This is a genomic window from Stenotrophomonas sp. 01N47, assembly GCF_056399165.1.
Window position 1 is genome coordinate 26,799 of sequence record NZ_JBFTQU010000010.1, and the last position, 21,126, is coordinate 47,924.

Sequence of the window (21,126 nt, forward strand, 5' to 3'; positions counted from 1 at the left end):
CCCCCCCCGACCCCTGACGGTTTCCGTGTGCGTCCACCACGGAAAACAAAAAAGAAAATCAAAAGCAACAGCGGGTCGCTTCGCTCGGTTCTCGTGATCATCTTTCCGATGGATCCCCATCCATCAGATCGCAAACGAAAAGAGCCGAGCATTGGCTCGGCTCCATCGGAACAGTTCCATCCACGCATGGCGTGGATCTACCGTGTCGACCAAGGTCGACACCCACCAACAGCAGCACAGACCGCCGTTCCGACAGCAGCGGGAAACGGTCGAAGGCGGGGTGGTGTCGGGTTGCGGGGTGTCCGCGCCATGGATGGCGCGGCCAAGCCTACAAGGACGTACTTGCGGCGTCCCCGCCACCCGACACCACACCGCCATCCCATGGATAGCTCGCTTTTGACGTTGACGTTGACGGCCAGCGGCCGGCCAGCGGCCGGCACTACCTACCAACGTGGGTGCAGGGCCGCAGGCCCTGCAGAACATCCTCAGCTGCGCATGCCCACGCCACGCTTCAGCAACCACAGCGCCAGCGCCGTCAGCACCACCACGAAACCGATCATCAGCGCATACGCCACCACCACCGGCACATCGCTGCTGCCCAGCAGGCCATAGCGGAACGCATTGACCATGTAGAAGATCGGATTTGCGTGCGTGGCCGCCTCTGCCCATGGCGGCAGCAGCTTCACCGAATAGAACACGCCACCCAGGTAGGTCAGCGGGGTCAGGATGAAGGTCGGCACGATCGCAACGTCATCGAACTTCTTCGCATACACCGCATTGATGAAGCCAGCCAGCGAGAAGATCGTCGCGCCCAGGATCACCGTGGTCAGCGTCACCAGCGGATGCGGAATGCGCACCGGGGTGAAGAACATCGCGATGATCAGCACGATCACGCCGACCATCAGGCCGCGCAGCACTGCGCCGGACACATAGCCCCACAGGATCACCCAGTTCGGCATCGGGCTGACCAGCAGCTCTTCCACGTGGCGGCCGAACTTGGCGCCGAAGAACGAGGAGCTGATGTTGCCGTAGCTGTTCTGGATCACGCTCATCATCACCAGGCCCGGCACGATGAACTGCATGTAGGTATAGCCGCCCATGTCGCCCACGCGCGAACCGATCAGGCCGCCGAAGATCAGGAAGTACAGGGTCATGGTGATCGCCGGCGGTACCAGGGTCTGGCCCCAGATGCGCATGATGCGGGCGACTTCGCGGCGCACGATGGTCATCAGTGCGATGCGGTTGCGCTGGCCGTCGGTCAGGACCGGGGTCGGGGTGCTGCTCATGCGGACGTCTCCTGGTTGCCGGTGAGGCGCACGAACAGTTCCTCCAGGCGGTTGCTCTTGGTACGCATCGAACGCACGCGGATGCCCGCCGCGTTCAGTGCCTCGAACACGCGGTTCAGATCCATCGCACGTGGCATGTCGATGTCCAGCGTATGGCCGTCGGTGGCGATCAGGGTTGCCCCCTCGATCACCGGCAACTGGGCGGGCAGGGTGCCGTCGATGTCCAGCAGGAAGCCTTCCACGTCAAGCTTGGCCAGCAGTTCGCGCATCGGGCCCTGGGTGACGATCTGGCCGTGGTCGATGATGGCCAGGTTGCGGCACAGGTGCTCGGCCTCTTCCAGGTAGTGGGTGGTGAGGATGATCGTGGTGCCGGCGGCGTTGATCTCCTTCAGCACCCGCCACATGTCGCGGCGGATCTCGATGTCCACGCCAGCGGTCGGTTCGTCCAGGATCAGCAGGCGCGGCCGGGTCATCATCGCGCGGGCGATCATCAGCCGGCGCTTCATGCCACCGGACAGGGTGCGGCTCATCACCTGCGCCTTCTCCCACAGGTGGGCGCGCTTGAGCTCGACTTCGGCCATCTGCTCGGCTTCGGCGCGCGGCACGCCGTAGAAGCCGGCGTAGTTCACCAGGATGTCGAAGGGCTTTTCAAACAGGTTGAAGTTGATCTCCTGCGGCACCAGCCCGATCAGGCGCATGGTAGCGCTGCGGTTGCGCACCAGGTCGCTGCCGAACACTTCCACTTGGCCCTCGCTGAGGTTGACCAGGGAACTGATGATGCCGATCAGGGTGGACTTGCCGGCACCGTTCGGGCCCAGCAGGGCGAAGAAGTCGCCCGGGGCCACTTCCAGCGAGACCCCTTTCAGGGCCTGGGTGCCGTTGTCATAGGTTTTACGCAGGTCGCGCACGCGCAGGGCGGGCGCCGTATCGTTCAGGGAAGCCAAGCTCGAAGCCTTCGCGCCCATGGGCTGGCGCTGGAGAGGGGCGGGGAAGGTCTATTATAGAAGACCCCGAGGGCTTGCCCCGGCTACACACTGTCCCGAAAAGTCGTGCCTGTCCAATTCCCCATCAAACTGGTCGACCGCCGCATGCTGGCGCCCTCCATCGGCCATTACCAGTTCGTGCGTGACGACGGCCAGCCGCTGGATTTCCAGCCCGGCCAGTTCATCCAGGTCCATTTCAGCTATGCCGATGGCACTGAAACCAAGCGCAGCTATTCGCTGGCGACCATCCACGACCACGCGCTGGGCCCGGGCGAGGCGGTGGATATCGCGGTCAGCTTCGTCCCCGGTGGCGCCGCCACGGCGCTGTTCGAGGCGCTGGACATCGGCGGCCAGGTCAGCGCGTCCGGCCCCTACGGCCGGTTCTGCCTGAACCCCGGCGACCACAACGGCCGCTACCTGCTGATCGCCACCGGTACCGGCGTCACCCCGTACCGCTCGATGTTGCCGTTGCTGGCGACGGCGATGGTCGAGCGCGGTGTGCAGGTGGTCCTGCTGCAGGGCGCACGCAGCCCGGGGGAGCTGCTGTACAGCGACGATTTCTACAGCTTCGCCGAAAAGCAGCCGAACTTCCGTTATGTGCCGTGCCTGTCGCGGGAACTGCCGTCCGAGCCGCACCCGGACGTCCACCATGGCTACGTGCAGCAGGCACTGGCGGAGTTCACGCCGGACCCGGCCACCGACATCGCCTACCTGTGCGGCAACCCGGACATGGTCGACGCCTGCGCCGAAGCGCTGAAGGCGGCGGGCCTGGGCAATCCGCAGATCCGCCGCGAGAAGTACGTCAGCAGCAAGTAGTGCCGGCCGCTGGCCGGCAATCCCACGAACCCGGGTAGTGCCGGCCGCTGGCCGGCAATCCCGCACGCCGGAGGCGGCATCACACCGCCCCGGCGCCCCGCTTCAGTACGGCACCCAGGCATCGCGCCAGGCCGAACCCACGCCCGGCCGGTACGCCTCTGCATTGATGTTGCACCAGGCGCCTTCCGGGAACGGGCGGCAGGCGTACAGCTTGCCGTCGGTGCCCTTGACCACGGTCTCGCCCGGCTTGTAGCTGCCGATACCGGCCGGATACACGAAGTCGTAGTCGTCACCCGGCGGCGGATCGACCGGACCCGGCAAGCGGGTATCGAGCTGGAACAGGTTGCCCGGCCTCAGATAGACACGGTTCTCGGTGGCCGAGACGACGGGCGTGATCACGCCATCCTTCATCACGCCCACGCGTGCCTGTTGGGCGCTGCCATTGACCTTGCGGGCCAGCGCCAGCGGCCACTGGTTCGCAGCGGTCTGTCCGGCTGCCAGGGTGATCTCCGGGCGTTCCAGGTCGTTGCCCTGGGCATTGAACACGCGCAGGGTCACGGTGGTGCCAACGTCCAGCGCACCGCGGGCGGTCACCGGACCAGCATCCTGCCACTGCGGCGGCGGGGTCACGCCACCGCCCCCCTCGAAGCGCACGTCCGCGCAGGTGTAGAACGCCTCGCCCGAATCCGAGCGCTGCCAGGTGTTGTAGATGATGTGCTGGCCGCTGCGCTCGGGCAGCGGGCAGTCCAGCTTGTAGACGTCGCCGGAAAGCGGCACGTTGCCCAGCGTGCAGAACTCCTGCAGGTCCGCCCAGCGCAGCGGGCTGCCCGGTTGCCAACCGTCGCGGGTGACGTAGAACTTCCACTCGCGTGTGGCATGCGGCGCCGGTGCCTTGAACTCGAAGGTGTAACGCCCGCGCGAATCGGCGCGGATCGGCGAGGTCGGCCAGTCACTGCGGTTCAGATCGAGGCCGCGGTACTTGCTGTTGCCGCCGCTGCACAGCTCACCATCTGGAACAACCGCTTGATGGTTGCCGTTGGCGTTGGCCTGGTTGATGCCGGCCCAGTCATAGAACGGCTGTGCGCCACCGATGGCCTTGGCGGCGGCACAGGCCGGGTTGGTCGGGTTCTCGGGGTTGCCCTGGTAACAGGAATAGACGCGGCTGGATGGCTTGGACAGAGTGCCGTGTGCGAAAGCGCCGCCAGATACGGCTACACCCGCGACAACGGATAGCGCGAGGACGGCCCGCTGGGACAAATGCATGGAGAATCTCCTGTGGGTGATGGAACCCGCGGAGTTTCGACACGCGTTCCCCTGGTCGCTATAGGAATAGTTTGAAAGGGGAAGGTGCGCTTACTTTGCTGAGATGAAGCTCACATTGTTCGGGGAACGGCGTTCTTCCGCCGTTCCCCGAATGACATCTCAGTAGGGCACCCACGCATCGCGCCAGGCGGCACCCGCACCAGGCCGATATGCCTCAGCATTGACGTTGCACCATGCACCTTCCGGGAACGGGCGGCAGGCATACAGCTTGCCATCGCTGCCCTTCACCACGGTCTGGCCCGGCACGTAACTGCCGATGCCGGCGGGGTATACGTGGTCGAAATCACCACCCGGTGACGGCGTACCCGGGTCCGGCACCTTGGTGTCGAGCTGGAAGCGGTTGCCGTTCTTCAGGTACACGCGGTTGTCGGTGGCCGAAGCGGAGGGCGTGATCGCGCCGTTGCTGAGCACGCCGACGCGCGCATGCTGGGCACTGGCATTGACCTTGCGGGCCAGCGCCAACGGCCACTGCGCCGGCGTGGTCTGGCCTGCGGCCAGCGTTGCTTCCACACGTTCCACGTCGTTGCCGTTGGCATTGAACACCCGCAATGCCAACGTGGTGCCCACGGGCAGCTCGGTACGCGCGGTGACCGGCCCGGCATCCTGCCACTGCGGCACCGGCGTGGTACCGCCGCCGCCTTCAAAGCGCACGTCCATGCAGGTGTAGAACGCTTCGGTCGAATCCGAGCGCTGCCAGGTGTTGTAGATCACATGCTGGCCGCTGCGCTGCGGCAGCGTGCACTGCAGCTTGTAGGTGCCATCGGCCGACAGCGGCGTATTGCCCAGCGAACAGAATTCCTGCAGGTCGGCCCAGCGCGGTGGGCTGCCCGGCTGCCAACCGGCGCGGGTGACGAAGAACTTCCAGTCACGCGTGGCATGCGGGGCGGTGGCCTTGAACACGAAGGTGAACCTGCCGTTCGCATCGGGCTGGATCGGCGTGGTCTGCCAGTCGCTGCGCTCCAGGTCCAGGCCGCGGAAGGTCGGGTTGTTGCCGCTGCACAGCTTGCCGTCGGGCACCACGGCCTGGTGGTTGCCGTTGGCGTTGGCCTGGTTGATGCCGTTCCAGTCGTAGAACGCCTGCGAGCCGGCCACTGCCTTGGCTGCCGCACACGCCGGGTTGGTGGGGTTCTCCGGGTTGCCCTGGAAGCAGGCATAGACGCGGCTGACCGGGGTGATCATCGTGCCGTGTGCGGCCGCGTTGCCGGCAACGCCAACACCGGCGCCAACGAAGACGGTGGCCAACAGCAATGGGGTGTATCGCAGAGACATGGCGCATCCTTGTGGTCGTCGAAGGGAGCGGTGACCGCAGCACCCACGCCGTATCGCGCGACGGACGGTGAGCGGTACCGCCGCGAGTATCGAGCTGCAATACGCAGTGGGAAACCACGTCAATGCCGATCCGTGACTACGTGTGTGAAGCCCTTCCCGCAGGCTTCACGCCACACTGAACGAACACGCTGGCGGTCACGCCTGCGGCGCGGCGACGATCACGTTCCTGTGCAACGTCATTGCCGCGGGTGGCCGACCCGATCCACCTGGCACGAAAAGCATCCATGTCCTGCGTTGTGCAGCTGCACGAAGGCCACCGTCGCATCGGCGAACAGCCGGTCCAGGTGCGTGGCAACCTCGGTGCCCTGGCAGACCAGGCCGCTCAGCATGAAGTCCGCGCAGTCATAGGCGCGCACCGAGATCAGCCGACGCTGCACGTAGGCAGGTACCACGCCCGCTGGCAGCACGCAGCGGGTTGCACCGCGCTGCACGAAAATCGGGCCCGAGGCGCGGTAAGGCGACTGCGTGGCCAGGTGGGTGTAAGGCAGCAGAAGCAGTTCTGCACCGGCAGGTGCGTCTGTCAGGCTGACCCTGCAGGGGTAGCCGCCGCTGTCGCCCGCGCGTCGGCGCACGATTCCCCGCGCGGCCAGCGCATCGTCGCTGGATTCGAAAAGCGCCTCGAACGGCTGGTGGTCGATGCCACTGAGTTGCCACGGATGCATGGAGTGTCTCCCGGTTCTGCGCGCATTCTGCCGGCGCTACGGGCCGCCTGCTCGCCATTTTCCGCCACCTGATCGCGCTGGCCGATACCGCCCTGTACCGGGCAAAGGCCGAGGGTCGCAACCGTCTGGTGGCCGTGCCGACGCCGGCCCAGGACATCCGCCTGTCGCCGCCAGCGTCCGGCGCGTGTAAGTTGGGTCACATTCGATTGGTCACATCTGCCGCGGCACACCGTCGTGGTGGACAGGAACATCCCCAGGGGAATCACGCACGATGCAAAGACACCATTTCGCGCGGGCCGGGTTGCTGGCCAGCATGCTGATTGCCGGCTGCAGTGCACCGCCGCAGGCAGGGTCCGACGGCGCGGGCGATACACCCAGCCGCCGCTACGGCCAGATCGATTTCCGCCCCTGCACGCTGGCCACCGAAGGCGCCAATGCCAACGTCGAGGCGCAGTGCGCGACGTTCCAGGTGCCCGAAGACCGGAGCAGGCCGGATGGCCGCAGGATCGATCTGCGCGTGGCCTGGCTGGAGTCGGGCAACAGCGGTTCGGGCCTGCCGGACCCGGTGTTCTTCCTGGCCGGCGGACCTGGCCAGGCGGCCAGCGAGGTGGCCGTCATCGTCGATACGGCACTGCGCCAGGTGCGCAAGCAGCGCGACATTTTCCTGATCGACCAGCGCGGCACCGGCGGCTCCAATCCGCTCAGCTGCCTGGGCGCGGACGGCAAGGAGCTGCCGATGGATGAAGACGCTGCGCCCAGCGAGGCGCTGCTGCGCGAGTACGCGGAGCGCTGCGCCGCGTCGCTGAAGGGCCGTGCCGACCCGCGCTTCTATACCACCGCCGAAGCCATCGCCGATCTGGACGCGGTACGCCAGGCGCTGGGCGCCAACACGCTGAACCTGGTCGGTGGCTCGTACGGCACCCGCGTTGCCCAGCGCTACGCGGCCGCGTACCCGCAGCACACCCGCAGCATCGTGATCGATGGCGTGGTACCGAACGAGCTGGTGGTCGGCGGCGATTTCGCCACGACCTTCGACAACGCGATCACCCTGCAGTCCGAGCAGTGCCGCAAGGACGCTGTCTGCAGCAAGCGCTTTCCGGTCGACACCCGTGCGCAGTTGCGCAGCGTGGTGGAAACCCTGCGCCGCGCGCCGGTCACGGTCGACTACCGCGACCCCGGCACCAATGCACCGCGGCAGGATGTGCTGACCCCGGACAGCGTGGTCGGCCTGGCGTTCGCCTTCTCCTACGTACCGCAGTACTCCTCGCTGTTGCCGCTGGTGCTGGATGAAGCGGCACAGGGTCGTTATGCACCACTGGCGTCGCTGGCGCGCGGTGCGACCCGCAGCATGGATTTCCAGATCAACCGTGGCATGCAGTGGTCGGTGATCTGCAGCGAAGATGCTCCGCGCTACCAGGCGCCGGTCGAAAGCAGCGACAGCCTGGTCGGCCCGGAAGTGGCGCGCGCGTTCTTCGCCGCCTGTCCGGTGTGGCCGCACCAACCGGCTGCGGCGGCTGCGGCAGTGCCGCTGCACAGCGACCTGCCAGTGCTGCTGCTGTCCGGCGAACTGGACCCGGTGACGCCGCCGCGTTACGCCGAGCAGGTGCTCAAGGGCCTGCCGAAGGGACGCGCGCTGGTTGCCCGCGGCCAAGGCCACGGCACCCTCACCGCCGGCTGCATGCCACGCCTGCTCGGCCAGTTCATCGACACCACCGATGCCAAGGCGCTGGATGCCAGCTGCCTGGACACGCTGAGCTACGTGCCGGCGTTCACCTCGTTCAACGGATGGGCCCCATGATCGTCGCCGACAACCTGCACAAGGCCTTCAATACCCGCACCGGTCGCATCCAGGCGGTGGCCGATGTCGGCTTCCGCGCCGAGGATGGCCGCATCACCGGCCTGCTTGGACCGAACGGCGCTGGCAAGACCACCACCATGCGCATGCTGTACACGCTGATGACGCCCGATGAAGGCAGCATCACCGTCGATGGCATCGACGCAGCCCGCGATCCGGTGGAAGTGCGTCGCCACCTCGGCGTGCTGCCGGATGCACGTGGCGTCTACAAGCGGCTGACCGCACGCGAGAACATCGCCTACTTCGGCGAGCTGCATGGCCTGTCCGCGTCGCGCATCCGCGAACGTATCGAAGTGCTGTCGCATGCGCTGGACATGGCCGACATCCTCGATCGGCAGACCGATGGCTTCTCGCAGGGCCAGCGCACCAAGACCGCCATTGCCCGCGCGCTGGTGCACGACCCGCGCAACGTGATCCTTGATGAACCCACCAACGGCCTGGACGTGATGACCACCCGCGCGCTGCGCCGCTTCCTGCTGGGCCTGCGCGAGGAAGGGCGCTGCGTGATCCTGTCCAGCCACATCATGCAGGAGGTCGGTGCGCTGTGTGACCACATCGTGATCATCGCCAAGGGTACGGTGATGGCCGCCGGCAGTGCCGATGAACTGCGCGCGCAGTCCGGCGAGCCCAACCTGGAAGATGCGTTCGTGAAACTGATCGGCAGCGAAGAGGGCCTGCACGCATGAGCATGATGTCGACCCTGATGACGGTGATGCGCAAGGAACTGCGCGACCTCTCGCGTGACCGCCGCACACTGCTGCTGACCCTGCTGTTCGGCCCCGTGCTGTACCCGCTGCTGATCCTGGGCATGGGCAAGCTGGCGGAAAGCCGCGTGCGGATCCAGATCGAACAGCCGCTGCAGATTCCGACCATCGGTGCGGAGAATGCGCCGAACCTGGTGCGCTTCCTGGCGGCGCAGGGATTGAACGCCGCGCCGGCACCGAAGGATCTGGCCGAAGCGATCCGCTCGCAGGAGATCGACGTGGCCCTGCGCATCAGCCCTGAGTTCGGCAAGGACTGGGCCGATGGCAAGCCTGCGCTGGTGGAAGTGATCCGTGACAGCACCCGTCGTGCCGCCGAAGTGCCCAGTGCGCGGCTGCAGGCGGCCCTGGCAACCTACAACGGCCAGGTTGGTGCGCTGCGGCTGATGGCGCGTGGCGTCGACGCACAGGTTGCACGACCGCTGGATGTGGCCACCCAGGACATGGCCAGTGCCGAGGCCAAGCGCGGCATGATGCTGTCGATGCTGCTGCCGGTGCTGCTGACGCTGACCTCGTTCATCGGCGGCGCCTACCTGGTGATGGATGCCACCGCCGGTGAGCGCGAGCGGCAATCGCTGGAGCCGTTGCTGGCGACCCCGGGGTCGCGCAGCGCCATCGTCAGCGGCAAGATCGCCGCCGCCTGCGTGGTCGGCTTCGCCTCGTTGCTGCTGACCTTGATCGCATTCAAGGCCAGCGCGCAGATCGCGCCCGGCAACGTCGGCCGGCAGCTCAACATGAACATCGGCTCGATGCTGCAGATGCTGCTGGTGATGGTGCCGATGCTGCTGATCGGCACCTCGTTGCTGACCTTCCTCTCGGCCGCCGCCAAGAGCATGAAGGAAGCGCAGAGCCACATGACCTGGCTGGTGCTGCTGCCGATGCTGCCCGGCTACGCGTTGATGGCTTACCCGGTGAAGAGCGAGCTGTGGCAGTACGCGGTGCCGTTCCTGTCGCAGAACCAGATGCTGCTGAAGGTGATCCGCCACGAGGACATCAGCCCGACCATCTGGGCGGTCTACCTCGGTGCCAGCCTGGCGCTGGCCGCCGTGCTGTGGTTCGCCGCCGTGCGCCGCTACCACAACGAGCGGCTGGCGATTTCCGGCTGAGTGGAACCGGTAGCGCCGGGCGATGCCCGGCGGATGTGGCACGAGGCCCGGTCATGCCGGGCCTCGTGCATTTCAGCGCTGTGAAGCGTTTCCGTCTGCATACCGCGCCGGCGTCACTCCCATCTCGCGCTTGAATACCGCGATGAAGGCGCTGGGCGTGTCGTAGCCCAATGACAGCGCCACCGTGGTGACGGATTCACCGGCCAGCAATCGCGGCAGCGCCAGCAGCACGCGCAGGCGCTGCCGCCAGCGGGTCAGGGTCATGTTCGTTTCGGCCTGCCAGCGGCGGGCGAGGCTGCGACTGGACAGGCCGCTGGCGGCTGCCCAGTCTTCGACGGTACGGGTGTCATGTGGCGCTCGTGCCAGGGCGGCGGCGATGCGGCGCAGGCGGCGGTCACCGGGTTGCTGCAGCGCAAGTGGCAACGGCGTGCCTGCAGCGATCTCATCGGCGATCACCCCGGCCAAGCGCTGTTGCCCCGCATCCAACGCCTGCCCGGACCAGTGCAGCGCCCGCGGCACTGCCACCTGCAGCAGGTCGCTGGGCTGGAAGATGCGCGGTGCGGTGGGCAGGCCCGCGCAGGCCTCCTTGCTGAAGTACAGGCTCCAGCCATCGAAGCTGCCGATGCTGGAAAGCGCATGCGGGTGCTGCGGCGGAAGCCACGCCACGTGCCCGGCCGGAAGCAGCCAGTGAGTGTCGCCCACCTCGATCCGCAACAGGCCGGTGTGGGCGCCCAGCAGTTGCCCGCGCGCGTGCTGGTGGCGGGCGGTGCGCCGTGAACCCGGCATCGCCAGCTGCGTGCCGAGCAGGGCCGGCCCGCCGTTGGCCTCAGCCAACGCAGGGTCGATCATTGGTGTCTGGAATGTCTGTTCTGCCATATCCTTTGGCAGTTATACGGCAGAACGGTCGATGGCGAGCGTCGACACTGGGCGCCCACCTCCCAGGAGCACGCCATGCAACCGCAGGACATCCTTCCCGATCACCAGAACGACGTGCAGGTGAACGGTCTCACCGTCCGCAAGGGCAGTGTCGGTGCCTTCCTCGCCAGCGTCCGCGACTGGCAGGCCCCAGCCAGTGACGATGCCACCCGTGCCACCGCCGAAGCCGATCTGCGCAGCCTGCTGCCCGGGCTGCACGCGCTGGGCCTGTTCCAGGTGCTGAGCGCACGTGATCCAGCACTGCAACGGCTGATCGACAGCGCAGCCTGAAACGCACAAGGCCCGGACATGCCGGGCCTTGTGCGTCATTACAGGCAGAAGCGACTTAATCCCCTCCGTCCCTTTTCTGCGATCAGCCGCCCGGTGCGAACACCAGCGTGCGGCGGGTGGTGACAGGCGCCGTGACCGGCTCGAAGCGCCAGCGCTTGACCGCGTTGAGGGCTTCGCGATCGAAGACACGCGATGGCGTGGCGCGCAGTACGCGCGCATTGGTCACCGAGCCGTCGGTGCCGACGGTGATCTCCACCAGGACTTCGCCGGAGGTACCCGAACGCAGTGCTTCGGCCGGGTAACGCGGGGCTGGCGTGCTCACCGGGCGCAGGCTTGGTGCAGCGGCGGTCGCGGCCTGGCGGGCGGCATTGGCCTGCTGCGCAGCGGCCTGCTGCTGCTTCTGCTCGGCATCACGGCGCGCAGCAGCCTGGCGTTCGGCTTCCTGGCGCTCGCTGTCACGGCGGGCAACGTCCTGCTGTGCGGCAATCTGCTTGGCCGCCTCGGCTTCCTTGGCACGCTGTTCGGTCAGGCGCTGCTGCTCGGCCAGCTGCTTGGTGCGGTCTTCAGCGTCCTTCTTGACCTTCTCGGTCTCGTCTTCGGTGCGCTTGGCGGCAACCTGCACGCCCTTGGTCAGGCCTTCCTTCAGGCGCGGCAGAGCCGGGGCCGAGGCATCAACCTTTTCGATCAGGGCGACCAGCCGCTGCGCTTCAGTGAAATCCTCGCGGCCCAGATGCTGCTCGGCGGCGATCAGGGTGTACGGCAGAAGATCGGTCAGCGCGCTCTTCACCGAGGCATCGTCCGGCGTCTTGTCGCGCAGTGCCAGGTAGTACTCGATGGCGTTGTCGCCAGCCGGGGCGTACATGCGGTTCTCGCGCAGTGCCTGGCTGGCCGATTCGCGCAGCTGCTCGGTACCCATCGACTGCACCTTGGCGGCCACTGCCGGTGCGGCTGGTGCTGCAGCGGTGGGGGCAGCGGCGCCCGGCGCGGCCGGAGCCGGTGTTTCTTCCTTGCCCGAGCATGCAGCCAGGGCCAAAGCCAGAGCGACCGGCAACCACCGGCGCGCGGCAGCGATCATTGCGACGTGCGACATCCTGCTCCCCTCTAAGAAGACGACGTTACGAAAAACGTAGATACGCATGGCCGGGATGCAAGGTCCGGGCGTGGCGGGGGACGTTTCCCAGCGTCACCGTCGCCTGTAGCGAGGGTGCAATCTAGCATCCCGGCCACCCTTGCGCACAAGGGCCGGGAGCGGAGCCGGCAACGGCAGTCGTGCCGCCGCCGGCGTTGATGTCAGTGCGCGACAGCCTTGCTGTGGCTGTTGGACATCAGCTTGTCGGTCCAGGCGATGCCGATGGCCGAGAGGATGAACACGCAGTGGATGATGGTCTGCCACAGCACGCCATCGGGGGTCAGGGTGGTGCAGGTATCGGCGCCGGCGTTGTAGAAGCTTGCCGATGCCGACGAAGCCGCCGCAGCCCATTGCTCCGGCTTGCACAGCGGCAGGCCGTTCAGCGGGCTGGCTGCGATGAACGTCTTCAACAGATGGATCGAGGAGATGCCGATGATCGCCATCGCCAGCTTCACCTTCAGCACGCTGGCGTTGACGTGGCTCAGCCATTCCGGCTGGTCCGGGTGGCCTTCCAGGCGCAGGCGCGAGACGAAGGTTTCATAGCCGCCGACGATCACCATCACCAGCAGGTTGGAGATCATCACCACGTCGATCAGGCCCAGCACGATCAGCATGATCTGCTGCTCGCCCATCGACACCGAGTGCGAGATCAGGTGCCACAGTTCCTTGCCGAACAGGAACACGTAAACGCACTGGGCAACGATCAAACCCAGGTACAGCGGCAGCTGCAGCCAGCGGGTAGCGAAGATCAGGCTGGACAGCGGGGACAGTAGCGGTCGGTTTGCACTCATGCGGAGGATGCTGCGTTTCGGGGGAGAGGCGAGGTTACCGGCCCGCCATGACGGTGCCAAGCCAACGCACGCACTAGACTTCAGGTTCCTTTCCGTACCCCAGAGCCGCCGCCATGATCGACCTGTATTACTGGCCTACCCCGAACGGCCACAAAGTGACCCTGCTGCTGGAAGAAGCCGGCCTGGAGTACCGCATCCACCCGGTCAACATCGGTTCGGGCGACCAGTTCAAGCCGGAATTCCTGGCCATTTCCCCCAACAACAAGATGCCGGCCATCGTCGACCACGCCCCGGCCGACGGCGGTGCCCCGCAGAGCGTGTTCGAGTCCGGCGCGATCCTGCTGTACCTGGCCGAGAAGACCGGCCGCTTCCTGCCGGCCGACCCACGTGGCCGCGTCACCACCCTGGAATGGCTGTTCTGGCAGATGGCCGGGCTGGGCCCGATGAGCGGGCAGATGGGCCACTTCAATGTATACGCGCCGGAGAAGATCCCGTACGCGATCGAGCGCTACGACAATGAAGTGCGCCGCCTGCACGGGGTGATGGACAAGCGCCTGGCCGAGCACGCCTTCCTGGCTGGCGAGGAGTACACCATCGCCGACATGGCCAGCTACCCATGGGTTGGCGCCTACGACAAGCTGCCGGCGGACTTCGACGCGTTCCCGAACCTCAAGCGCTGGCACCAGGCCATCGCCGCCCGCCCGGCGACCCAGCGCGCCTACGCCCTGCGCCAGCAGGTCAACCCGGACGCGGGCAAGCCGCTCAGCGACGAAGAGCGCAGGCACCTGTTCGGCAAGCGCTGACCCGGGACGGTGGGTGCCGACCGTTGGTCGGCACTCATTATGGGAAGACCTCATGGGCAGAAGGTCATGCTGTCTTCCTGCACCGGCTTGGTTAGGATGGACGCTGACCGTCCCGCGCCTGTCGCGGTGGCGGACCTGCCGTTTGCCGGGATCCTCCATGCGCCATCTGTTCGCCTCGCTCGCCCTCATGCTTGCCACCAGTACCGTCGCCCACGCTGAAAAACTCACCCTGGAAGCCATCACCGGCCCGCTGCCGTTGTCCGGCCCGACCCTGATGAAGCCGAAGGTGGCGCCGGATGGTTCGCGCGTGACCTTCCTGCGCGGCAAGGACAGCGACCGCAACCAGCTGGACCTGTGGAGCTATGACATCGGCAGCGGCCAGACCCGCCTGCTGGTGGATTCGAAGGTGGTGCTGCCCGGCACCGAAACCCTCAGCGACGAGGAAAAGGCCCGCCGCGAGCGCCAGCGCATCGCTGCCATGACCGGCATCGTCGACTACCAGTGGTCGCCGGACGCGCAGCGCCTGCTGTTCCCGCTGGGCGGCGAGCTGTACCTGTACGACCTCAGGCAGGAGGGCAAGGCCGCGGTGCGCCAGCTGACACACGGCGAAGGCTTTGCCACCGACGCCAAGCTGTCGCCCAAGGGCGGCTTCGTCAGCTTCATCCGCGGCCGCAACCTGTGGGTGATCGACCTGGCCAGCGGAAAGCAGATGCAGCTGACCGGTGATGGCAGCACGACCATCGGCAACGGCATCGCCGAATTCGTCGCCGACGAGGAGATGGACCGCCATACCGGTTACTGGTGGGCGCCGGACGATTCGGCCATCGCCTACGCCCGCATCGATGAAAGCCCGGTGCCGGTGCAGAAGCGTTACGAAGTCTATGCCGACCGCACCGATGTGATCGAACAGCGCTACCCGGCCGCCGGCGATGCCAACGTGCAGGTGAAGCTGGGTGTGATCTCGCCGGCCGAACATGCGCAGACGCAGTGGATCGACCTCGGCAAGGAACAGGACATCTACCTGGCCCGCGTCGATTGGCGCGATCCGCAGCACCTGAGCTTCCAGCGCCAGTCGCGCGACCAGAAGAAGCTCGACCTGGTGGAAGTCACCCTGGCCTCGAACCAGCAGCGCGTGCTCGCCCATGAGACCAGCCCGACCTGGGTGCCGCTGCACAACAGCCTGCGTTTCCTCGATGACGGCAGCGTGCTGTGGTCGTCCGAGCGCACCGGTTTCCAGCATCTGTACCGCATCGACAGCAAGGGCACGGCCACCGCGCTGACCCACGGCAACTGGTCGGTGGATGAACTGCTGGCGGTGGATGAAAAGGCCGGCCTGGCGTACTTCCGTGCCGGCATCGAATCGGCGCGCGAAAGCCAGATCTACGCCGTCCCGCTGCAGGGTGGCCAGCCGCAGCGCCTGTCGAAGGCGCCAGGCATGCACAGCGCCAGCTTCGCGCGAAACGCCAGCGTGTACGTGGACAGCTGGTCCAACAGCAGCACGCCGCCGCAGATCGAACTGTTCCGCGCCAATGGCGAGAAGATCGCCACCCTGGTCGAGAACGATCTGGCCGATCCCAAGCATCCGTATGCGCGCTACCGCGACGCGCAGCGCCCGGTCGAATTCGGCACGCTCACCGCCGCCGACGGCAAGACCCCGCTGAACTACAGCGTGATCAAGCCGGCAGGCTTTGATCCGGCCAAGCGCTACCCGGTGGCGGTGTACGTGTATGGCGGCCCGGCCAGCCAGACCGTCACCGACAGCTGGCCCGGCCGTGGCGACCATCTGTTCAACCAGTACCTGGCCCAGCAGGGCTATGTGGTGTTCTCGCTGGACAACCGCGGCACCCCGCGCCGCGGCCGTGACTTCGGCGGCGCGCTGTATGGCAAGCAGGGCACGGTGGAAGTGGCCGACCAGCTGCGCGGCGTGGCGTGGCTGAAGCAGCAGCCGTGGGTGGACCCGGCGCGCATCGGCGTGCAGGGCTGGTCCAACGGCGGCTACATGACCCTGATGCTGCTGGCCAAGGCGTCGGACAGCTACGCCTGTGGCGTGGCCGGCGCACCGGTCACCGATTGGGGCCTGTACGACAGCCACTACACCGAGCGCTACATGGACCTGCCGTCGCGCAACGACGCCGGTTACCGCGAAGCACGCGTGCTGACCCACATCGAGGGCCTGCGCTCGCCGCTGCTGCTGATCCACGGCATGGCCGACGACAACGTGCTGTTCACCAATTCGACCAGCCTGATGAGCGCGCTGCAGAAGCGCGGCCAGCCGTTTGAACTGATGACCTACCCCGGTGCCAAGCACGGCCTGTCCGGTGCCGACGCACTGCATCGCTACCGCGTTGCCGAAGCTTTCCTGGGGCGTTGCCTGAAACCTTGATCATCGTCCGGGAAGGAGCCCGCCCATGACCCTGCCGCCGCCGATTCCTGCTCCCTCCACCCTGGCTTCCGGCTGGTGGTGCCGGCATTGGCGCTGGGCGATGCCGTTGGCGGTGCTGCTGTTCCTGGCCGCACTGGGCGGCGCCATCGCCTGGAGCGTGCTGCGCTGGACCGAGGCCGCGCACGACAGTGCGCCGATGCGCGAGGCCATGCGCCGCGCCGGCTGCAGCGTCGAACTGGTTCAGGTATTCGGGGAACCGCTGCAGGCCGGCACGCTGCCGCTGGGCAGCATGCAGACCGCCATCAACGGCGAGCGCGATGTTGGCCTGACCGTGGCGCTGGAAGGGCCGCATGCGCAAGGCCGCCTGTTCGTGAAGGGCACCCGCAGCGACGACGTGTGGGATTACCCGGTGATGTATGTGCTGGCCGAAGACAAGCAGACCTTCGACCTGAGCGCGCTGGATGATGCCGAGGCGGCGGGCGAATGCGAACTGCAGGCCTGTCGCGATCGTGGCGAATGCCCGCTTACGCTGGCGCTGTGACTGTACGACGGCCGCGGAATCAGAGACTGTCGCGATCCGCCACAGTTGAATTTACTCTTCCCGATCAAGCCTCGGCTCGGCTCAGTACGTCTCATGGGAGACCGCTCAATTCCGACACCGCACGACGCTGGTGAGCCGGTTTTCTATTGGCGCAGCCTTCAATCTTCACTGCTTCGATAGCGTGGATTGATAGTGCGAACGACGTCCAGGAATGCTGGTGCAGGCTCACTCCAATGATTGATCCGTTGCAGCGCAGATCTGGCTGCAACGCTTCACTTCATCCTGGAAGGAGCGTGCAATGCGAACGTATGCAATCAGGAGCGTGGTAGGGCTGACGGTCTTTGCGCTGCTTTTGGTCACACCCGGCATGGCTGCTGAACCATTCGTGGAGGTGCTCTCGGACGCGCCATTGGCTGTGGCAGAGCAGCAACTGCGCAGAGCAGGAGATGATGTTGACTGGGTGCGCCGGGTTCGCGTGAATGAGGCCGCCTTGGCTGCTGATGAGATCACCGTGGATCTCCACGACAGGGTTCTTCACCTTGTCCGCGATCCTTCCGAACCCCTGTTCGAGAGCGTCCAGAGTGTGATCTACCGGCCTGCGGGTGACGAAGGTGCCCAACGAGAGGTACGCTCGATCTCAGGCCTGCAGTGGGTGGGCAAGGTGAAGTCCGTAGCGCCGGATGTTGAAAGGAAGCTTGGGCAGCCCACGTACGTGAGAATCTGGTCGGACGCTTCAGGAACACATGCGAGATTCAGCCATGGGTTCTGGCATTACACGCTGGACGGTGATCGACTGGTAAAGCGCGATGTGCGCCGCGCTCTACGGGACGAGCGTGACGATGTGAGGGACCGGCGACCAGATCGGCCTGCTCCAGACCTTCCTCCAGGAATCGCCGGCGGAGGGAGCGGCGAAGGGCGCGATGTGATTCGGGTTGCGTACGGCTTTGCGGCAGGCGCGCTGGTGGACGGGCTTGATCCGGCAATCGAGCAGGTCAGGGCTGCGGTGATCGAGGCCAATGCAGGATTTGCAGCGAGCGGTATTGAACTGGAGTTGCAGACGGCGGCCAACGCGCTTCCGGGATACCGCGAAACCACGCTTGATCAGACTCTCGATGACGTCGCAAAGGGTAGGCACGGACCACTCTGGCTACTGCACGTGGCGCGGGAGGGTGAGCGGGCCGACGTGATGGTGATGATCATCGATACACATTCGGGCGCTCCCGCATGCGGTTTGGCCCAGCAGGTGTTGGCGACCCGCGAAACGGCCTTTCTCGCTGTTGAGCGCAGATGCCTGGACCAGCACACCCTTGCGCATGAGATCGGCCATTTGCTGGGAGCAGATCATGATCCCGAGAACGCGGCACTTGATCCGCCCAGATTCGCATACGGGCACGGCTATCGTTTCAACGGGCAGGCGTTGCCTGGCTGGCGTACCGCCATGGCCTTGGAGTGCACTGACCGGGCCTGCCCGCGGGTGAATCCATGGTCATCCCCGGTGATCCAACATGAGGGCCTGCCAACCGGATCGGCTGATCTTCATGACAACGCAAGAGTCCTGCGCGAGACGAAAGGCGTCGTTGCCGACTTCTACCCGGATCCGCTATCGCAGAACCCCGATGTCTCATATCCGCACCCCGTGACCTCCGGCCGATTGTCGCCACCGCCATGAGCGCGTAGGGTGCGGGCAACCCTGTCCTGGAGTTCTCCATGAAGCCGATCGCGCTTGCCATCGCCCTGGCCCTGACCGCCGCCCCGCTGCTGTCGGTCCCACCGGCCCTGGCCGCACCGGCCGCCAAGGCCTCCACGCCGGCCAGCCCGGCCTGGGTCGCGCGCAGCAATGCACTGGCGCAGATCCTGCTTGATGCGCAGGGGCCATTCCAGCCCGAGGAGACCGGCTTCTTCGGCGTGCCCGGCTACGACGACAAGGTCGCCGACCTCGGCCCGGACAACGACCAGCGCTACCGCGCCGCGATGGCCAAGGCCCGCGACGAACTGAAGGCCAAGCTGGCCAGCGAGAAGGATCCCAACGTCCGCCAGGACCTGGAGATCATGATCGCCGCCGCCAACCAGAGCATCGAGGGCAGCGAGCTCAACCAGAAGTACCTGCTGCCGTGGCGTGATGCGCCGCAGAGCGTGTTCAGCGGCCTCAACCTGCTGCTGTCCGACCAGGTGCCGGCCGAGCGCCGGGCCAAGGCGGTTGATCGCCTCAAGGCGTATGCGGGCCTGCAGCCGGGCGGCACCGCGTTCACCACACTGGCCCGCCAGCGTTACGAAGAGCGGTTGAAGGACAGCACGCTGCTGCAGCCGACGAAGATCGAAGTGCAGCAGTCGCTGGACAACGTCGAGACCTACATCACCGGTATCGAGTCGTTGCTGAAGAAGTACCAGGTCGCTGGTGCCGACGAGGCGATGAAGGCGCTTGCGGCACAGATGAAGGACTACGCCGCATGGACCCGCAAGGAGGTGCTGCCGAAGGCACGTGCCGATGCGCGCCTGCCGGCTCCGTTGTACGCCTATCAGCTCAAGCAGGTCGGCATTGATATCGACCCGAAGCTGCTGATGCAGCGCGCGCAGCTGGAGTTCATGGAAACCCGCTCGGCGATGCGCCAGCTGGCGCCGCTGGTGGTGAAAGAGAAGGGCTTGAAGGTCAGTGATCCGAGCGACCCGGTGGCGGTGATCCGCGCGCTGAAGGGCGAGAAGATTGCCGATGACCAGCTTGAAGGCCACTACCGCAAGGTGATCGATGCCATCGATCCGTTGATCCGCGAATACCGCATCGTCGACGTGCCGCAGCGCGCGATGCAGATGCGCCTGGGCTCGGCCGCCGAAAGCGCTGCCAGCCCGGCACCGCACTTCCTGCCTGCGCCGCTGGTCAACAACACCGGGCAGCAGGGCACCTTCGTGCTGCCGCTGGGCAACCCGGCTGCCGGTGCGGGTGCGCAGTACGACGACTTCAACTTCGGTTCGGCGGCCTGGACGCTGAGCGCGCATGAAGGCCGCCCGGGCCACGAGCTGCAGTTCACCGCGATGGTCGAGCGTGGCGTGTCGCTGGCGCGCACCATGTTCGCGTTCAATTCGGTGAACGTGGAAGGCTGGGCGCTGTATGCCGAGGCGGAGATGGTGCCGTACGAGCCGCTGGACGGGCAGATGATCGCGCTGCAGTTCCGCCTGTTGCGTGCCGCCCGCGCGATGCTGGACCCGATGCTCAACCTCGGCCTGACCGACCGTGCCAACGGCGAGCGCGTGCTGATCGAGCAGGTGGGTCTGTCCAAGGCGATGGCCACCCAGGAGCTGGACCGTTACATGGTGCGCATGCCGGGCCAGGCGGGCAGCTACTTCTACGGCTACACCCGCATCCTCGAACTGCGCATGCAGACCGAGCTGGCACTGGGCGCGAAGTTCGACCGTCTGGCCTTCAACAACTTCCTGCTCGACCAGGGCCTGTTGCCGCCGGACCAGCTGGCCGAAGCGGTGCAGCAGCAGTTCGTCCCGAAATACAGGAAGAACTGACCGGTAGTGCCGGCCGCTCAGCGCTGCGGGGTGATCGTCTGCGTCGGCAGGCGTGCCGGCGGCGCCGGATTCGGTACCCAGATCGCCACGCCGGCGGCGCGCTTCTGCGTCGTTGGTATGCCGATGCCCACGCCGCCGCCCACGTGCGAACCGTAACTGCCGGCACCCACCGACATGCCGACCGGTGAGCCGCTGCTGCCCACGCCCATCAGGATCACGCCGTTGGCACCCAGTGCAGCCGCTTCGCGCTTCAGGCGAGCCACCGCGGCATCGGTCTGGCCCTGCGTGCCGAAGCCCACCGCCGAAGACGATTCCAGCTGGGCGATTTCCTGCGAACCGGCGGGCGGCGTCGAATAGATCTGCACCTGGGACGGATCGATCGGCGCGCGGGCGCGGCCCAGCATGACCTTGGAGGTACTGGCGCAACCGGCAACGGTCAGCAGCATGGCCGCCAAGGCGACCCAACGGATGTTCATGGCGTATACCCCTGTAGGACTGGTTCGGATCATCAGCCGGGCACTCTGAATCGGCGCCAACATCGGGGCTCGACCCATGGCCGCACGCTAGCACGGGGCCGGTGAGGCTGACGGCAACGGCGGTAGGCGGCGCTGCCGGGAACGGCTATGGTTGGCGCATGAACAA

19 protein-coding genes are annotated in these 21,126 nt (G+C 66.3%); 10 read left to right on the forward strand and 9 right to left on the reverse strand.

Going from position 1 to position 21,126, the window contains the following annotated elements; genetic code table 11:
- Positions 1-485: 485 nt before the first annotated feature.
- A complete protein-coding gene (locus tag AC1DKR_RS17655) occupies positions 486-1,286 on the reverse strand; it encodes an ABC transporter permease (protein ID WP_165378408.1) in 801 nt (266 codons plus the stop codon).
- Entirely contained in the window at positions 1,283-2,251 is a 969-nt protein-coding gene (locus AC1DKR_RS17660; RefSeq protein WP_312108583.1) for an ABC transporter ATP-binding protein, read from the reverse strand. Before AC1DKR_RS17660 ends, AC1DKR_RS17655 begins: the two co-directional genes overlap by 4 nt.
- Positions 2,252-2,335: 84 nt before the next feature.
- Between AC1DKR_RS17660 and AC1DKR_RS17665 the strand changes: the two genes are divergently transcribed.
- On the forward strand, positions 2,336-3,085 hold the full coding sequence (locus AC1DKR_RS17665; RefSeq protein WP_312786359.1) for a ferredoxin--NADP reductase: 750 nt from the start codon (positions 2,336-2,338) through the stop codon (positions 3,083-3,085).
- A 102-nt stretch (positions 3,086-3,187) separates the two neighbouring features.
- On the opposite strand, the gene AC1DKR_RS17670 is transcribed toward AC1DKR_RS17665, so the two are convergent.
- From AC1DKR_RS17670 to AC1DKR_RS17680, 3 genes are all read right to left on the reverse strand, one after another.
- Positions 3,188-4,348 carry a lytic polysaccharide monooxygenase gene (locus tag AC1DKR_RS17670; protein WP_312108580.1) on the reverse strand — a complete coding sequence of 387 codons (1,161 nt, stop codon included), beginning with the start codon at positions 4,346-4,348 and terminating at the stop codon, positions 3,188-3,190.
- A 159-nt stretch (positions 4,349-4,507) separates the two neighbouring features.
- Positions 4,508-5,677, reverse strand: a complete 1,170-nt coding sequence (locus AC1DKR_RS17675; RefSeq protein ID WP_312786360.1) for a lytic polysaccharide monooxygenase — start codon at positions 5,675-5,677, stop codon at positions 4,508-4,510.
- Positions 5,678-5,913: 236 nt separating this feature from the next.
- Positions 5,914-6,399 carry a DUF1203 domain-containing protein gene (locus tag AC1DKR_RS17680; RefSeq protein ID WP_478034095.1) on the reverse strand — a complete coding sequence of 162 codons (486 nt, stop codon included), beginning with the start codon at positions 6,397-6,399 and terminating at the stop codon, positions 5,914-5,916.
- Positions 6,400-6,670: 271 nt separating this feature from the next.
- Between AC1DKR_RS17680 and AC1DKR_RS17685 the strand changes: the two genes are divergently transcribed.
- Genes AC1DKR_RS17685 through AC1DKR_RS17695 form a run of 3 tightly spaced genes read left to right on the forward strand, consistent with a single transcriptional unit; the run spans position 6,671 to position 10,121 of the window.
- Positions 6,671-8,197, forward strand: coding sequence for an alpha/beta hydrolase (locus AC1DKR_RS17685; RefSeq protein WP_032976837.1), 1,527 nt, complete (start codon positions 6,671-6,673; stop codon positions 8,195-8,197).
- Entirely contained in the window at positions 8,194-8,940 is a 747-nt protein-coding gene (locus AC1DKR_RS17690; protein ID WP_025877565.1) for an ABC transporter ATP-binding protein, read from the forward strand. Before AC1DKR_RS17685 ends, AC1DKR_RS17690 begins: the two co-directional genes overlap by 4 nt.
- Positions 8,937-10,121: an ABC transporter permease gene (locus tag AC1DKR_RS17695; RefSeq protein ID WP_312786362.1), complete on the forward strand. Its 1,185-nt coding sequence runs from the start codon at positions 8,937-8,939 to the stop codon at positions 10,119-10,121. Before AC1DKR_RS17690 ends, AC1DKR_RS17695 begins: the two co-directional genes overlap by 4 nt.
- A 72-nt stretch (positions 10,122-10,193) precedes the next feature.
- On the opposite strand, the gene AC1DKR_RS17700 is transcribed toward AC1DKR_RS17695, so the two are convergent.
- Positions 10,194-10,997: an AraC family transcriptional regulator gene (locus tag AC1DKR_RS17700; RefSeq protein WP_363733803.1), complete on the reverse strand. Its 804-nt coding sequence runs from the start codon at positions 10,995-10,997 to the stop codon at positions 10,194-10,196.
- 75 nt (positions 10,998-11,072) lie between these two features.
- On the opposite strand from AC1DKR_RS17700, the gene AC1DKR_RS17705 reads away from it, so the two are divergent.
- Entirely contained in the window at positions 11,073-11,327 is a 255-nt protein-coding gene (locus AC1DKR_RS17705) for a hypothetical protein (RefSeq protein ID WP_312109056.1), read from the forward strand.
- 82 nt (positions 11,328-11,409) lie between these two features.
- On the opposite strand, the gene AC1DKR_RS17710 is transcribed toward AC1DKR_RS17705, so the two are convergent.
- Both AC1DKR_RS17710 and AC1DKR_RS17715 read right to left on the reverse strand, forming a co-directional pair.
- Positions 11,410-12,417: an energy transducer TonB gene (locus AC1DKR_RS17710; protein ID WP_312787308.1), complete on the reverse strand. Its 1,008-nt coding sequence runs from the start codon at positions 12,415-12,417 to the stop codon at positions 11,410-11,412.
- A 200-nt stretch (positions 12,418-12,617) separates the two neighbouring features.
- Positions 12,618-13,247, reverse strand: coding sequence for a TIGR00645 family protein (locus AC1DKR_RS17715; RefSeq protein WP_025877555.1), 630 nt, complete (start codon positions 13,245-13,247; stop codon positions 12,618-12,620).
- Between the two features lie 113 nt (positions 13,248-13,360).
- On the opposite strand from AC1DKR_RS17715, the gene AC1DKR_RS17720 reads away from it, so the two are divergent.
- The 5 genes from AC1DKR_RS17720 to AC1DKR_RS17740 all read left to right on the forward strand — a co-directional run bounded on the left by AC1DKR_RS17720 (position 13,361) and on the right by AC1DKR_RS17740 (position 20,484).
- Positions 13,361-14,050, forward strand: a complete 690-nt coding sequence (locus tag AC1DKR_RS17720; protein ID WP_033832494.1) for a glutathione binding-like protein — start codon at positions 13,361-13,363, stop codon at positions 14,048-14,050.
- 157 nt (positions 14,051-14,207) lie between these two features.
- Complete coding sequence (locus tag AC1DKR_RS17725) at positions 14,208-16,433, forward strand: S9 family peptidase (RefSeq protein ID WP_478034103.1); 2,226 nt, start codon at positions 14,208-14,210, stop codon at positions 16,431-16,433.
- A gap of 25 nt (positions 16,434-16,458) precedes the next feature.
- On the forward strand, positions 16,459-16,974 hold the full coding sequence (locus AC1DKR_RS17730; RefSeq protein WP_478034107.1) for a cytochrome c oxidase assembly factor Coa1 family protein: 516 nt from the start codon (positions 16,459-16,461) through the stop codon (positions 16,972-16,974).
- Between the two features lie 298 nt (positions 16,975-17,272).
- Positions 17,273-18,643 (forward strand): M12 family metallo-peptidase, encoded by a 1,371-nt coding sequence (locus AC1DKR_RS17735; RefSeq protein ID WP_312788113.1) that lies wholly within the window; start codon positions 17,273-17,275, stop codon positions 18,641-18,643.
- A gap of 38 nt (positions 18,644-18,681) precedes the next feature.
- Positions 18,682-20,484 carry a DUF885 domain-containing protein gene (locus AC1DKR_RS17740; protein ID WP_478034112.1) on the forward strand — a complete coding sequence of 601 codons (1,803 nt, stop codon included), beginning with the start codon at positions 18,682-18,684 and terminating at the stop codon, positions 20,482-20,484.
- A gap of 17 nt (positions 20,485-20,501) precedes the next feature.
- Here the strand turns inward: AC1DKR_RS17740 and AC1DKR_RS17745 are convergent, their stop codons facing one another.
- Positions 20,502-20,960 (reverse strand): hypothetical protein, encoded by a 459-nt coding sequence (locus AC1DKR_RS17745; RefSeq protein WP_049467775.1) that lies wholly within the window; start codon positions 20,958-20,960, stop codon positions 20,502-20,504.
- Positions 20,961-21,126: the final 166 nt, after the last annotated feature.

What these genes read in the sequence shown, in the direction of transcription:
- AC1DKR_RS17655 (WP_165378408.1), bottom strand. Translation starts at nt 1,286, where the DNA reads ATGAGCAGCACCCCGACCCCGGTCCTGACCGACGGCCAGCGCAACCGC.
- AC1DKR_RS17660 (WP_312108583.1), bottom strand. Translation starts at nt 2,251, where the DNA reads ATGGGCGCGAAGGCTTCGAGCTTGGCTTCCCTGAACGATACGGCGCCC.
- AC1DKR_RS17670 (WP_312108580.1), bottom strand. Translation starts at nt 4,348, where the DNA reads ATGCATTTGTCCCAGCGGGCCGTCCTCGCGCTATCCGTTGTCGCGGGT.
- AC1DKR_RS17675 (WP_312786360.1), bottom strand. Translation starts at nt 5,677, where the DNA reads ATGTCTCTGCGATACACCCCATTGCTGTTGGCCACCGTCTTCGTTGGC.
- AC1DKR_RS17680 (WP_478034095.1), bottom strand. Translation starts at nt 6,399, where the DNA reads ATGCATCCGTGGCAACTCAGTGGCATCGACCACCAGCCGTTCGAGGCG.
- AC1DKR_RS17685 (WP_032976837.1), top strand. Translation starts at nt 6,671, where the DNA reads ATGCAAAGACACCATTTCGCGCGGGCCGGGTTGCTGGCCAGCATGCTG.
- AC1DKR_RS17690 (WP_025877565.1), top strand. Translation starts at nt 8,194, where the DNA reads ATGATCGTCGCCGACAACCTGCACAAGGCCTTCAATACCCGCACCGGT.
- AC1DKR_RS17695 (WP_312786362.1), top strand. Translation starts at nt 8,937, where the DNA reads ATGAGCATGATGTCGACCCTGATGACGGTGATGCGCAAGGAACTGCGC.
- AC1DKR_RS17700 (WP_363733803.1), bottom strand. Translation starts at nt 10,997, where the DNA reads ATGGCAGAACAGACATTCCAGACACCAATGATCGACCCTGCGTTGGCT.
- AC1DKR_RS17705 (WP_312109056.1), top strand. Translation starts at nt 11,073, where the DNA reads ATGCAACCGCAGGACATCCTTCCCGATCACCAGAACGACGTGCAGGTG.
- AC1DKR_RS17710 (WP_312787308.1), bottom strand. Translation starts at nt 12,417, where the DNA reads ATGTCGCACGTCGCAATGATCGCTGCCGCGCGCCGGTGGTTGCCGGTC.
- AC1DKR_RS17715 (WP_025877555.1), bottom strand. Translation starts at nt 13,247, where the DNA reads ATGAGTGCAAACCGACCGCTACTGTCCCCGCTGTCCAGCCTGATCTTC.
- AC1DKR_RS17720 (WP_033832494.1), top strand. Translation starts at nt 13,361, where the DNA reads ATGATCGACCTGTATTACTGGCCTACCCCGAACGGCCACAAAGTGACC.
- AC1DKR_RS17725 (WP_478034103.1), top strand. Translation starts at nt 14,208, where the DNA reads ATGCGCCATCTGTTCGCCTCGCTCGCCCTCATGCTTGCCACCAGTACC.
- AC1DKR_RS17730 (WP_478034107.1), top strand. Translation starts at nt 16,459, where the DNA reads ATGACCCTGCCGCCGCCGATTCCTGCTCCCTCCACCCTGGCTTCCGGC.
- AC1DKR_RS17735 (WP_312788113.1), top strand. Translation starts at nt 17,273, where the DNA reads ATGCGAACGTATGCAATCAGGAGCGTGGTAGGGCTGACGGTCTTTGCG.
- AC1DKR_RS17740 (WP_478034112.1), top strand. Translation starts at nt 18,682, where the DNA reads ATGAAGCCGATCGCGCTTGCCATCGCCCTGGCCCTGACCGCCGCCCCG.
- AC1DKR_RS17745 (WP_049467775.1), bottom strand. Translation starts at nt 20,960, where the DNA reads ATGAACATCCGTTGGGTCGCCTTGGCGGCCATGCTGCTGACCGTTGCC.